Here is a 12,824-nt window from a genome sequence, read left to right as displayed (position 1 = left end):
GTGGGGGTACGGTGCGCGTGCCCTCGATGGGGGCGACTATTCCTGCGGGCCCGGATTTCTTTCGCCGCGTCCTCAAACGCCGGACGGGCTGAGAAATGCGTCCCCGGCACCGAAGTGCACGGCTACTGCGTGCACCCCTCCTCCCCCGTCGCCGTCGTCACGCACGCCGTCGCGTCGCCCGCGTCCTTCACCGCGACCATCGGGGTGTACGCGATCGTGTCGCCGGCAGTTGTGATCGTGCCGGTCTGGTCCGTGTCGCCCACGGTCACGCGTACCTCGTCGCCCTGTGCCGCCTGGGTGATACGGCCCCACGCGGCGCCGCAGGTCTCGCTGTAACGGACCTCCACCACCGCCGTGCCGACCGTCGCCGTCTTCGCCGTCGTCACCAAGTCGCCGCTGCAGCCCATGCTCTCCGCGTCCTTGCCCGTGCAGGACGCTCCGCTGCACTCGACGCCCGGCGGCAGCTCCGTATCCGCCGAAACCGTCGGCGACGGGGACTTGGCACCGCCCTCGTTCTTCTCCCCGCCTCCGCCTTCCGTCAGGAAGTACGCGGCCCCGACCACCACCAGCACGCCCACGACACCCGCGAGGAACATCGTCAGCCGACGCTTGCCCCGGCTCTCCCCCGAAGGCCCGCCGGCGTGCCCCGGCCGAGGTGTCTGCGGCGGTTCACCGTAAGAGGGAGTACTCGGTGCCGGGCTCGCGGACGGTGTCGTACCGCCGCCTCCCGTCGTCCCCGTCCGCGACGGGCCCCGGTACCCCGCCACTCCCCACGAGTTGCTCCCCGACGCCGCCGCTTCCTCCACCGAGTCCCGGACGACATCGGCGTCCACCGACCGTGGCGGCACCGTAGGTGCCACCCCCGCCGGTCCCGCAACCCCCGGCGTCGCCGTCGCGCTGCTGCTCTTGCGGGCCGTCTTGCTGCCCTTGGCGTTCGGCGGAGGCGCGCCGAACTCCCCGAGCGCGGCACGCGCCTGGGAGATCCGGATCGCTTCCATGGTCATGTCGTGGCGCATCTCCGAACGGCTCCAAGCGCGTTCGGCGAGCTCCCACATCGTTGTCAGATGGATGGGATTCGTTCCGGTGACTTCGGCCAGCGCCACGATCGCGCCCTTCGGCGCGAGCAGCCGTCCGTTCAGATACCGCTCCCAGGACGTCTTGCTGTAGCCCGTCCGGTCCGCCACCGCCGCGATGCTCAGACCACTGCGGTCCACAAGCCGACGCAACTGGCTCGCGAACTCCCTTACCTGCGGATCCAGTTCATCCGGCAAGGCCCTCCAACGAGGCATTGCTTCCCCCCTCTTCCCCCCGGTCGTGCTGTCTTTATCCCCCGCGCGTGTCGCCCTCTGCCGAGTCCCCGTTCTGGCTACCCACAGGGATGCGCCCAGTCAGGATCTCAGTTCCCGGGGTGGGGGCGCACGGGAGCACAGGAGGCCGTGGGCATGCACCGTTGCACGCCCACTGGGCCGCGGTCCAGTCTTCCACCGCCCGTTCCCCCTCGGCCGGTCTCCCCCCGGTGACACCGCTGACAGCCGTTCGGGACGTCCCGGACCGTCCCGATTGGCCACGCTAGCCCGACTGTTGAACGACTTCCGTCGAAATCCGCAAACTTGTCAACACATCGACACACAGAACGCACATATCCCGTCACGGACTGCACACAACAGCCCTGCATTCACTGGGGTCTCAGCCCACGGCGAAAGCACCGATCACCACCGTCAGCACCAGCACCACCGCCAGCCCCAGAGCCGCGTAGAGCAGCCGCCGCGACGGCTCCTGCGGGGGCGTGTCCCACCACGGCAGGGTCGGATCGTCCTCGTAAGCCTCGACCTCCGAACCGTCCGAGGACCCGTACGAGGACCCGTCCGAGGACGAGGACTCCTTCGGCATCGCCGGCCGCGGCCACGCATGCACCGCCAGCTCCCAGCGCACGACGAACCGCTCGGCGTCCTCCCCGGACTCCCCCGCCACCCGGCACAGCGCCATGACCGCCTGCCGCGGCGGCGGCTGGACGGCGTTCAGATAGCGCTGCCAGGAGGACTTGCTGTACGCCGTGCGCGCGCCCAGCGCGACCAGGCTGAGGCCCGTGCGGTCCTTCAGGAGCCGCAGCTGCGTCACGAAGTGCCGCACCTCCGGCGGCAGCTCGTCCGGCAGCGGCTGCCAGCCGCCCATCGCTCACCTCCACGGCGCGTCCCACACGTTCCCCGCCCCGATCGAGTGACGACACCGAGCGGTGATCGGTTCCGCGGTGCCGCACGTTGTGGCAGGTCGCGGACACGGTGGCGGAACGGTCACCGCTGTGCCACAGCGCCCTGACAGCCGTTGAACAGGAACTTCCCGCCGCGGGAAGGTGAATGCGCGGCGGCGGCCCGTCCTTGCTCGGGGGAGAGGACGGACCGCCGCTGTATGTACGCAGGGTTAGTTGCTGACCGTGAAGTGCAGCGTGTCCTTGAGGAACGGGATCTCCAGCAAGGGGTTCGGCTGCACCATCAGCGCCAGCAGGACGATCGCGGTGCCCAGCACTCCGTACGTGACGATGTCGGTGAAGCGGGAGCGGACCGCGAGCATGCCGACGTCCGGGAGCAGCCAGCGCAGCGCCCCGCCGCCGAGCAGGGCGACGCCGATCAGCAGCGTGCCGATGCGGAAGGCGTCCAGGGCGGTCACCAGCAGACCGACGCCGACCAGTATGAGCACCAGCAGGACCGGCCACTGGCGGGCCGGTGCCGGGGCGTCGCCGCGGGCCGCGCGACCGCCGCCCTCGGGGCGCGCGGTGTCCCTCGTGAACAGCGGGAAGCGGCGGGTCGTACGGCGAGGTGTGCCCTCGGCGTCCGGCGCGCTGACCGCGTCCCGCACCTCCATGTCCTCCTCGGGGTGGTCAGGCGACACTGCGCTCCGCCGCCTCGACCACGTTGACCAGCAGCTGGGCCCGGGTCATCGGGCCGACACCGCCGGGGTTCGGGGAGATCCAGCCGGCCACCTCGGCCACGCCCGGGTGGACATCGCCCACGATCTTGCCCTCGGCGCTGCGGGAGACGCCGACGTCGAGGACGGCGGCGCCGGGCTTGACATCCTCGGGACGGATGAGGTGGGCCGAACCGGCGGCCGCCACGATGATGTCGGCCCGCTTCAGGTGCGCCGACAGATCCCGCGTCCCCGTGTGGCACTGCGTCACCGTGGCGTTCTCGCTGCGCCGGGTCAGCAGCAGCGGCATCGGGCGGCCGATGGTCACACCGCGACCGACGACCACGACCTCGGCGCCCTTGATCTCCACGCCGTAGCGGCGCAGCAGCGTGAGGACGCCGTTGGGGGTGCAGGGCAGGGGGGCCGGCTCGTTCAGGACGAGGCGGCCGAGGTTCATCGGGTGCAGGCCGTCCGCGTCCTTGTCCGGGTCCATCAGTTCCAGGATGCGGTTCTCGTCGATGCCCTTGGGGAGCGGCAGTTGGACGATGTAGCCGGTGCAGGCCGGGTCCTCGTTCAGCTCCCGTACGGCCGCCTCGATCTCTTCCTGTGTCGCGGTGCCGGGCAGTTCGCGCTGGATGGAGGCGATGCCGACCTCGGCGCAGTCGCGGTGCTTGCCGGCGACGTACTTCTGGCTGCCGGGGTCGTCCCCGACCAGGATCGTGCCGAGGCCGGGCGTGACGCCCTTCTCCTTCAGCGCCGCCACGCGGGCGGTCAGATCGGACTTGATCGCGGCTGCGGTGGCCTTGCCATCGAGAATCTGGGCGGTCATGGCCCCATCCTCGCGGATGACGGGGTCCCGGTTCCAATCCGGGTGCCCGAGCCGTGATCGCCTCATGATCAGCGGGTTGCACTTGCACAACACATAGGGACTACGACTGGACAACAAACCGGTCACTGACGAACGATTGTCGCCACAGTGCCGCGGGCTGTACCGGGGGGACGAACCGCAACCGCAACAGACTTTCCTCCGACCGTGCCGCTCGTCGTCCCCGCACATCGGTTTCACACGGAGGAACCCCGCCATGAGTTTCGGCGAACCGAACAGCCCGTACGGGCCCCCGCCCCAGCAGCCGGCCCCCGGTTACGGCTACCCGCAGCAGCCCCCGCAGGGGTACGGCGGCTACCCGGCGGCCCCGCCGGTGCAGCACCCCGGCATGGGGTACGGCTACCCGCCGGCCGGTCCCGCACAGATGCCCGGCATCACCCGGGCCGCGCAGATCATGCTCGGCGTGATCGCCCTGTGCCACATCGTCATCGCCGCCGTGTACGGCGACGCGCTGGCCAACTGGGACCAGACGATGCTCGAGGCGGGCATCACCGGTGACGCCGAGGCCGAGCGCTACGCGGACCTGGGCAAGGGCGTCGTGGTCTTCTTCCTGAGCCTGGCCGCCGTCTTCGCGATCCTCGGTCTGGTGCTGCTGCTGCAGTACGCCAAGGGCGGCAACGGCGTCCGCGTCTGCTCGATCGTGTACGCGTCGTTCGCGATAGTCAGCGGCATCTTCGCGCTCGGCATATACCTCTTGGGCCTGCTCATCATGATCCTCGCGATCCTGGTGATCATCTTCGCCGCGAAGCGGTCCAGCGCCGAGTGGTTCAGGCGCCCGCGCTACTGAACAGTTCGCGCCTATCCGAGGGCTGTGTCTCACCGTTCCTGGCGTTGTTGGCCGGTACTGGCCAGTTCGCCGTGACCGGATCGGTGATCCGGTGGCCCTCCGAACGGTCCTGAGGGCCGGGGAACAGCGCGAGTTGGTCACCTCGGCACAGTCGAGTCTCGCCGCCCGCGTTGGGCGCGCTCGCTGTCCTGGGTGGGCTCGCGATCCCGCGTGGCCTGGGCGCGGGCATGGTCTGGCCGGTAGCTCTCCGCATTCCCATCCTCTGGTGGGGTGCGGTCACACCTGGCCGACGCCGTGCCCGATGGCCCAGGCCCCGCCTGCCGATCGCCACTGCGGCACTGTGATGCCGCGTGACGGGCGTCTTCGATTGCTGCTGGAGGGAGGCATTCCAGTACCTCTCGCCCCAGACCGAGGTGTAGGCGGGGTCCGCGGCGATGACGACCAGGCCCTGGTGAAAGGCCATGCCGCGCAGTCGCTCCCGAAAGCGCGCGGTGGGGATGCCGGCAACCGTGCGCCGAAAAGCCTTGCCCCGGCGTCCGCGTCCCATCGTCTCCCGGCCTGTGGCCAGCGCGTCTTCGAAACCCAGGTTCTCCACCACGAGTCCCGCGCAGCCGTGATCTTTGACGATGCAGATCAGTTCGGTGATGGCCTGGCGAAGCCGCCCGTCCCTGGTGGCGGTAGGGCCGGTCAACTCCAAGGGGATCGTATGCGGTTCGCCGACCGGGTTACCGTGCGCATCGACCACGAAGGCGGCGAGGTGGTCGGCGTTGAGGTCGACGGCGAGTAGCTTCCCACCGGATGCCCGGATCTCGTGAGGGCTGGACAGGGCCGTGGTGGCGGCCGACCAGGATGCGTCCAGGTACCAGCGGCCCCGTGCCGGATCGCGGACGATGTCGTAACGCACGGCCCGATGGGCTTCCACCCTGTCCAGCCACTCCTGACGCCGGTGGTGGAAGGTGATCGTGCACGAGAGCCGATACCGGCCGCGTGGGACGTTCGCCAGATGCCGCAACGGCTCCGGAAGCACGAGGCTCACCTCGCCGGTCTCCGGGTGGACGGTGATGGTGTAGTTGCCGTGTGGGGCGCCGGACTCGCCGTCGGCGGTCAGGAACAGCCGGGCGGCATCCCACTGCTCCCGCCAGTCGGCTTCGGTCAGCCCGGCGTAGGCGAGGTGGTGGCGAATCCTGGCCAGACGACACCCTCCCACCACGATCCTGGGACGCCCCTGCTCAATCCGCCGATCCACGATCGCCAGCCGAGCCTCAAGATTGTTCAGCTGCCGCTGTTTCTGCCAGCGCTCATTCCGGTCCGCGTATCCACGCACCCGGCCGCGCTTCTGCCCACACGGGACCGCCAGCCGCTGCCCGATCTTCCGGATCCGGCGCCGCAGACCGGCCCGTTCATCGATCAGGCAGCGCATCGACAGCTGATACTGATCCTCCGATGCCCGGGTCATCGCTCCTGCCCATCGCGACGAGGAAACAGCGGTGAGTCGCTTCTTCCGTCCTGTCCGGCCGGTGTCCGTTGCCGGAACGTTCCCGATCCGCACACGCGCGGCGAGATCCGCCCGCTGGTGGCGGCCCAAATGCTCGCCCACCAGGGTCAGGACCTTCACATCCGCCGCCGTCAGATCCTTCAGCCGGTCCCGGATCCGCGCCCCCGCCGGAGCCGTCACCGTGAACGGGGCAGCGATCGCACGCAACTTACGCTTCTGCTCTCGTCTGCGTGCCACCGGCCACCTCCCGTCCAGGCCAAATCGAACTCATCCGCCACCGCCGATCATGCATTCAAGACATCCACAAGATCCCGGGAACAGCTGCCGTTCACCCCATCGAGGGACCTCCTGGTCAGCTGTTGCCAAGAACCAAATCACCAGTCGGCACCGCCTCCGAGTCCATCCCGGGGCCGCAGCCACCTGTTCCTCTGCTCCTGCCCCCGAACAAACAACTGCCGGTCGATCGTCGGCTGTTGATCGCGGCCACCGACCCGACGGCACCTCATCAGATCGTGCGACAGAGAAGCGGCCTCCGGTTCCCTACGGAAGGGCCGGAGGCCGCTGCGCCTTGTCAGGACGGGTACCGCTCGATCACGCCGGCGCGGGCGAAGGTCCAGGTCGTCCCGCTCCAGCCGCCGGTGTATGCACCGAAGGTGCCGCCCGCCAGGGAGGGCATCGTCCACATCCTGACGGAGCCGTCGCCGCGTCCGTACAGGAAGCCGAGGTCGTCCCGGCCGTCGCCGTTGTAGTCACCGGCGGCGATCTTCATGCTGGCGCGCGTGAGATTGCCGGCCGCGACCCTCGTGGACGCCTTGTGGGTGCTGAGGAGACCGCCGGTGTCGGCCAGCCAGGTGTGGACGCCGTCGCTGCCGTCGCTGTAGTCGTACCAGGCGACCAGGTCGTCACGGCCGTCGCCGTCGAAGTCGCCGGAGTAGACGGTGGTGCGGTCGCGGACACCCCAGCTCGGCGCCTCCCAGTTCTTGACGCCGGAGTTGAATCCGCCGTCGGCGTTGGCGAGGAAGGACCAGATGCGGGCCACGCCGCTGTCGTAGGTGTAGAAGGCGGCGAGGTCGTCGCGGCCGTCGCCGTTGTAGTCACCGGTCGCCAGCTTGGCGAGGTCCGCCGTCCAGTTGCCCGCCTCGATGGTGAGGGACGAGGTGGGCGCGGTGAAGCCGCCGTTCTCGGCGGACCGGAAGGTGAACAGCCGGTCGTGGCCGGCGGCGTAGTCGTACCAGGCGCCGATGTCGTCGCGGCCGTCGCCGTCGAAGTCGCCGCTGAAGAAGCTGAGACGGGTGAAGGTCCAGCCGCTGACATTGGCGGTGCGGAACGGCGTGGCGTAGGTGCCGTCGGCCTTGGCGAGCCAGGTCCAGATGGCCAGGGCGCCGTCGGAGTAGCCGTAGACGCCGGCGACGTCGGCGAGGCCGTCGCCGTTGTAGTCGCCGGTCACGGTCTTCGCGTTGGCGGCGTTCCAGGTGTCGGCAGTGGACATGTAGCCGTTGCCGGGCGTCTGGAAGGTGCCGTCCGCGGCCGTGGTGAAGCGGTGGATGCCGTCCCGGCCGTCCGCGTTGTCGTACCAGACGGCGAAGTCGGAACGGCCGTCGCCACTGAGGTCGTTGCGTACGACGGTGTTGCTGGACCAGATCGTGTCGCCAGAGGCGGTGCGTACGACCAGATTGCCGCGGTCCTGGAGGAGCAGGGTGCCGTTCGCCGCGGAGGTCTTCGACTCCCACAGGGAGGCGCCGGCGGCCGACTTCACGGACAGGTTGCCGGCCGCGCTGAGGGTGGCGGTGGCGCCCGCGTTGCCGCTCGTGCCCGAGGACCACAGGGTCTTGCCGGCGTTGGAGGCAACCGTCAGGTTGCCGTCGGTGCCCATGGTGACCTTGGCGGACTTCGACAGCAGGGAGTCGCCGGAGGCCAGGGTCTGACCGGCGGTGAGGCTCGCGCCGCCCGGCTTGCCGTCGGTGCGGGCGGCGATCGCGCCGGTACGGGTCTCGGTGGTGCCGTGGCAGCCGCCCTGCCAGGAGCGGGAGTTGACGGCGACCAGCTCGTACGAGCCCCCGCTCGTAGCGCGCAGGACCGGGCCGCCGGTGTCGCCCTTGCAGACGGAGTCGTCGGCGCTCTTGCCGGTCATGGCGAGGGTGCCGTCGGCGACCGCGTCCAGGGTGTAGTTGGCCTGGTGGAGCTTGCCGGGCACCCATTCGGTCTTGGTGCGGCCGTAGCCCAGGACGGTCAGCGCGTCACCGGCGGCGGGCGCGGTGGCGGCGAGCTTGACCGGGGTGACGGCGGTCGCCGGGGAGGCCAGCCGGGCGAAGACCAGGTCGCGGCCGGCCCGCGGCACGATCTGGGTGACCTCGGCGACATGGCCGCCGGTGCCGCTCAACGTGGTGCGGCCGATGGTGGCGACCGTCTTCAGCTTCGGCTTCCCGGCCGCCGGGGCGGTACCGGACTGCGGGTCGTCGGCGAAGCAGGAAGCGGCCGTGACCAGCCACTCCGGGTCGACCAGAGCGGCCGAGCAGGAACGGGTGCCGCCGATGTCGAGGTGGGCGGTGAAGGCGTGGGTGCCGTCCGGGGCCGGGGTGCCGACCACGGCGTGCGCGGCGGGAAGGGGCACGGACAGGACCGCGCCGGCGGCGAGCAGGGCCAGGACCGGTCTGAGGCGGCGGGGCGAGAACATGGGGTATCCCTCTCAGCTGAACGAACGTGCCGGATGGCCTACTTGGTGGCGCGGAGCTCCACGAGCGTGTGGTCGCGGCCCTCCGGGTCGGCGCTCTCGCCGACCGCGGTCCAGCTGTTCGGGTCGATGTCGTAGGAGGTCTCGGTGCCGTCCACCGTCATGTCGGCGACGATCTTGTAGTCGTTGCCCTTGATGCCGTAGACCGCCGGCACCTCCATGGCCACCCGGCCGGAGGCACCCCGCACGGAGAAGCAGAACTTGTCCATGTCGCGCGCCCAGACCTCGATGAGCCCGGTGGCGCCGCAGTCGGCGAGCAGGATGTTGCCGTCACCGGTGGTCAGATGGATGCCGGTGTCGGCGTAGATCTGATCCGCGTTCGGATACGCGAAGTCCTCGACGGCCACCGGAGGTATGTCCTCGGCCGCGGCCTGCGGGGCGGGGGAGAACAGCAGGGCTACGGCGGTGACCGCGGCCGTGGCGGCGGTGGCGAGGCTCAAGGGAAGCCAGCGTCTCACTGGGGCTCCTCGGTACGGAAGTTGACGGTGCGTGAGACCCATACACATATCAACGGACTTACTCCCCATCGCCCTCGAAAGTTGCAGGGTGTGCCCTTCCGTACCGGTGGTTAGCGTGCGACACCCAAGTCGCATGCCTGTGTTCGCACGGGAAGGATGTCCGCTTTGTCGCCTTCACTGTGGAGCAGACGCCGCATACTGGCGTCCCTCGCGGGAGCCACCGCCGCCTCCGCCCTGCCATCCGCCCTCACCCTGACCGCCGCCCCCGCGTACGCCGCGGAGCCGGACCCCTCGGGCACGTACAACGGCCTGCCCGATACGGAACGGGGGCGGGTTGTCTGGGCGTACAAGATCGGCGGACGTGCCGTGCGGGAGGCCGCGGCGGCCGCGCTCGCCGTCGGTACGCCGGCCGCCGTCACCGACTTCCTGACGAACCGACTGCCGGCCGCCCGGGCCGAGGACAACCGCTTCGCGGTCATCTCCAGCCTGGCGTATGCAGGGAAGGCGACGCGCGCGGCCGCCAACACGGCCATTGGCGCCGGGGATGACGCGGTCGCCGCCTTCCTGAGCGACGGCCACGAGGCGCCCGTACTGGAGGATCTGCGGGTCGAGGTCCTCACCGTGTCGAACCACGGTGCCTCCGCGGTGAAGAAGGCAGCCGCCCAGGCGCTGGAGACCGGCACCTGGGCGGCGCTGCGGACCTTCCTGACCGACACGCAGTACACCGCACAGCGGGAGGACGACCGGGTCGCGGTCCTCACCATGCTGGGCACCACCTCCCCCGAGGTGAAGAAGTACGCCGAGCGCGCACTGAACGACGGCTCGCCAGAGGCCATCGGCCAATTCCTGTCCTCCGGCCAGTACATCGCCCGTGCCCGTGACGAAGAGGCCGCGACGATCGGCCAGTTGGTCGCCATCGTGCAGCGCGAGGGCAGGCGGGCGAAGCTCCAGACGGAGCAGGCCGTCGCCGCCTCCGCGCGCGCGAAGGATGCGGCCGAGAAAGCCAAGGCCGCGGCTCTGAAGGCGGCGGCGGAGGCGCTGGCGGCCAAGGAGGACGTGGCGAAGTCGGCCAAGGCGGCGAACGACGCGGCGAGTGCGGCGCGGGGTGCCGCGAGCGCGGCCAACACCGCGATCGCCGCGTCCCGCACGGCCCAGGCGGCTTCGGGGCGCGCGGCGCAGGCCGCACAGGCGGCTGCCGCTGCCGCCGCCGCTGCCGGGAACGCCGCCTCCCGCGCGTACAACGCCGCGATCGCCGCGTCCGCCGATGCCTCCAAGGCGTCCGCTGCCCGAGCCGCGGCCGAGGGTGCGCGGGCCGCCGCGGGCCAGGCGCGCACCGCGGCGGCGGCCGCCGACCAGGCCGCCGTCGCCTCCGCGGAGGCCTCTGCCGCGGGTTCGGCCGCCGCGAGCGCGGCGGGCAACGCAGCGGCTGCCGCGAACGCCGCGGCCGACGCCGCAGCCTCGGCGGGCGTCGCCCAGTCCCAGGCCGCGAAGGCCCGGCAGGCGGCAGCCGAGGCGGACGCCGCCGCGGCGCGCGCCACCCGGGCCGCGGGCACCGCGCAGACCTTGGCGAACCGCGCCGCGGCGGCGGCCCGGGTGGCCTGTGACGCGGCCAACAGCGCGGCCGACCATGCGGACGCGGCGGCGGACGCGGCGGACGAGGCCGCGGCGAACGCGGGGAAGGCGATCGAGTACGCGAAGCGGTCCACGGCGTATGCGGCTGCGGCGGTGGAGGCGGCGACGACGGCCTCGGACGCGGTCAAGGAAGCGCAGGCAGTGGAGCAGGCAGCTCGCGACGCCGAGATCGCCCGCATCGCCCAGGACACCGAACTGGGCGTCCTGGAGGCCCGGCTCAGGGCACAGGCCGATACCGAGGAGGCCGAGCGGGTCAACCGGGAGCGGACGCAGGCCGGCAAGACGGCCTCGGAGATCAAGGACCTCATCGCGGCGGCCGAGTCGGCGCTGAAGGGCGGGGACACCTCCGCGGCGGCCACGACAGGCCGCAAGGCCGCGGTCAAGCTCCTTGACTCAACCGGCACTTGGACCCGAGAGGCCGCCGAGTTCGCGCTCGCGGGTACGGATGAGTCCGTCCTCAACTGGGTGGACGCGGACCGGGTCCTCGCCCAGCGGCAGGACGACCGCGAGACCGTGCTGGCCGTCGCCAAGGCGTCCTGGGCGTCCGTCGCCGACGCCGCGCACACGGCCCTGACCAGTGACAGTCCCGACGCCGCTGCGGACTTCCTCACCAGCGGGGCCATCGCGGCGGCGGAAGCCGACTATCGGGTCGCCGTGCTCAAGATCCTTGCCGAGAACCCGGGCACCGCTGTCAGGGCCAAGGCCGAGGGTGCGCTGAACGACGGAAGCGCCACGGCCTTGTACCGCTTCCTCACCATCGAGCTTCCGGAGGCCGTGAAGGAGGACGACCGGGTCGAGATCCTCCGCCTCCTCGACTCGGGCGGCCTGTACATGAAGTCCGCGGCGCAGATCGCCCTGGAGGGCCCCGCCCAGATGCGGCGGCACTTCGTCGTCCACGACAAGTTCACCATCGCCCGCCTCGATCACGACCACGCCACCCACGTCGCCGCCGTCCGTGCCGCCATCGCCCACGCCGCGAAGATCGCCGCGAAGGCCCTGGAGGACGCCGCTCTCGCGTCCAAGGCGGCAGCCGAGGCCCGCCAGGCCGCGACCGAGGCGTCCGATTGGGCGACGAAGGCCAAGAACTACGCCACGGACGCCGCGAACTCGGCTCAACAGGCGAAGGCGAATGCGGATGCCGCCGACAAGTCGGCAGCCGACGCCGCCCGGTCCGCCGCGAGCGCCGAGCAGGCCGCGTCGGTGGCCCGCAGCGCGGCACGCAGCGCCAACTACTCGATGCGACAGGCGATGGCATCGGCGGAACAGGCCGTGTCGCACGCATCGAGCGCCCAGAGCTCGGCTGCCCAGGCGCAGGCATCCGCCGACCAGGCCGGCCAGGACGCACAGTCCGCCGCCGACGCCGCGAGCCAGGCACAGGAGACCGCGGCGGCGAGGCGGCAGGCGGAGCTGGAGGCCGCCGCGCAGCAGGCAGCGCAAGAGGCGCTGGAGAACGAGCGGAACGGGACGGACCCGTCACAGAACTCCGAGCAGGACAAGCCCTGGTATGTGGACTGGGGAATCTGGCCCGAGGACGTCTCGGACGCCGGAGACTGGGCGAACGTCCTCGGCCACTGGGGCACCATCGTGGGGACCGCCGGACTCATCCTCTCCTTCACTCCCCTTGCACCGATCGGCCTGGGCCTCTCGCTCCTGGGGCTGGGCCTGTCGGCAGCAAAGGTGGTCCTCACAGGGGTCGAATACGGCGTGGAAGGCGACGACTTCCGGGCCGCACTCGGTGAGTTCGCGCTGAGCGGCCTCTTCTTCGGCAAGGGTCAGTTGCTGAGCAAGTTCGGCGCCAAGGGGGCGGAGGCCGCCAACGGCGTGGCGGACACGGTCATCAGCTGGCTCACCTGGTAACGCCACCGCCGACACACCGAACCCGGAACACCCTTTCTCGATTCTCACCGAAATCGCTTACCCTCCCCCAAGTTGGA

9 protein-coding genes are annotated in these 12,824 nt (G+C 70.8%); 2 read left to right on the top strand and 7 right to left on the bottom strand.

The annotated features are described in order from the left end of the window. Positions 1 to 122: 122 nt before the first annotated feature. The 4 genes from OHT76_RS26595 to OHT76_RS26580 all read right to left on the bottom strand — a co-directional run bounded on the left by OHT76_RS26595 (position 123) and on the right by OHT76_RS26580 (position 3,730). Positions 123 to 1,289, bottom strand: a complete 1,167-nt coding sequence (locus OHT76_RS26595) for a helix-turn-helix domain-containing protein (RefSeq protein WP_328873362.1) — start codon at positions 1,287 to 1,289, stop codon at positions 123 to 125. Between the two features lie 397 nt (positions 1,290 to 1,686). Further along, complete coding sequence (locus OHT76_RS26590; protein ID WP_328873361.1) at positions 1,687 to 2,172, bottom strand: helix-turn-helix domain-containing protein; 486 nt, start codon at positions 2,170 to 2,172, stop codon at positions 1,687 to 1,689. 246 nt (positions 2,173 to 2,418) lie between these two features. Further along, positions 2,419 to 2,859 (bottom strand): DUF3017 domain-containing protein, encoded by a 441-nt coding sequence (locus OHT76_RS26585; protein WP_328876626.1) that lies wholly within the window; start codon positions 2,857 to 2,859, stop codon positions 2,419 to 2,421. Positions 2,860 to 2,875: 16 nt separating this feature from the next. Next, the gene (locus tag OHT76_RS26580; RefSeq protein WP_328873360.1) at positions 2,876 to 3,730 is read right to left on the bottom strand and encodes a bifunctional methylenetetrahydrofolate dehydrogenase/methenyltetrahydrofolate cyclohydrolase; all 855 of its coding nucleotides are present in this window, start codon (positions 3,728 to 3,730) and stop codon (positions 2,876 to 2,878) included. Positions 3,731 to 3,983: 253 nt separating this feature from the next. On the opposite strand from OHT76_RS26580, the gene OHT76_RS26575 reads away from it, so the two are divergent. After that, positions 3,984 to 4,574: a hypothetical protein gene (locus OHT76_RS26575; RefSeq protein ID WP_328873359.1), complete on the top strand. Its 591-nt coding sequence runs from the start codon at positions 3,984 to 3,986 to the stop codon at positions 4,572 to 4,574. Here OHT76_RS26575 and OHT76_RS26570 read toward each other — a convergent pair. The 3 genes from OHT76_RS26570 to OHT76_RS26560 form a co-directional block, all read right to left on the bottom strand. After that, positions 4,555 to 6,276, bottom strand: a complete 1,722-nt coding sequence (locus OHT76_RS26570; RefSeq protein ID WP_328873358.1) for a hypothetical protein — start codon at positions 6,274 to 6,276, stop codon at positions 4,555 to 4,557. The genes OHT76_RS26575 and OHT76_RS26570 overlap by 20 nt on opposite strands. A gap of 364 nt (positions 6,277 to 6,640) precedes the next feature. Then, complete coding sequence (locus OHT76_RS26565; protein ID WP_328873357.1) at positions 6,641 to 8,743, bottom strand: FG-GAP-like repeat-containing protein; 2,103 nt, start codon at positions 8,741 to 8,743, stop codon at positions 6,641 to 6,643. Between the two features lie 38 nt (positions 8,744 to 8,781). Beyond that, on the bottom strand, positions 8,782 to 9,258 hold the full coding sequence (locus OHT76_RS26560; RefSeq protein ID WP_328873356.1) for a hypothetical protein: 477 nt from the start codon (positions 9,256 to 9,258) through the stop codon (positions 8,782 to 8,784). A 165-nt stretch (positions 9,259 to 9,423) separates the two neighbouring features. Here OHT76_RS26560 and OHT76_RS26555 point away from each other — a divergent pair, with 165 nt between their 5' ends. Then, positions 9,424 to 12,747, top strand: coding sequence for an ALF repeat-containing protein (locus OHT76_RS26555; protein ID WP_328873355.1), 3,324 nt, complete (start codon positions 9,424 to 9,426; stop codon positions 12,745 to 12,747). Positions 12,748 to 12,824 lie beyond the last annotated feature (77 nt).

It is taken from the genome of Streptomyces sp. NBC_00287 (assembly GCF_036173105.1).
Taxonomy (GTDB): domain Bacteria; phylum Actinomycetota; class Actinomycetes; order Streptomycetales; family Streptomycetaceae; genus Streptomyces.
This window is presented reverse-complemented; position numbering and strand designations above follow the sequence as displayed.

What these genes read in the sequence shown, in the direction of transcription:
- OHT76_RS26575 (WP_328873359.1), top strand. Translation starts at nt 3,984, where the DNA reads ATGAGTTTCGGCGAACCGAACAGCCCGTACGGGCCCCCGCCCCAGCAG.
- OHT76_RS26595 (WP_328873362.1), bottom strand. Translation starts at nt 1,289, where the DNA reads ATGCCTCGTTGGAGGGCCTTGCCGGATGAACTGGATCCGCAGGTAAGG.
- OHT76_RS26585 (WP_328876626.1), bottom strand. Translation starts at nt 2,859, where the DNA reads ATGGAGGTGCGGGACGCGGTCAGCGCGCCGGACGCCGAGGGCACACCT.
- OHT76_RS26565 (WP_328873357.1), bottom strand. Translation starts at nt 8,743, where the DNA reads ATGTTCTCGCCCCGCCGCCTCAGACCGGTCCTGGCCCTGCTCGCCGCC.
- OHT76_RS26580 (WP_328873360.1), bottom strand. Translation starts at nt 3,730, where the DNA reads ATGACCGCCCAGATTCTCGATGGCAAGGCCACCGCAGCCGCGATCAAG.
- OHT76_RS26590 (WP_328873361.1), bottom strand. Translation starts at nt 2,172, where the DNA reads ATGGGCGGCTGGCAGCCGCTGCCGGACGAGCTGCCGCCGGAGGTGCGG.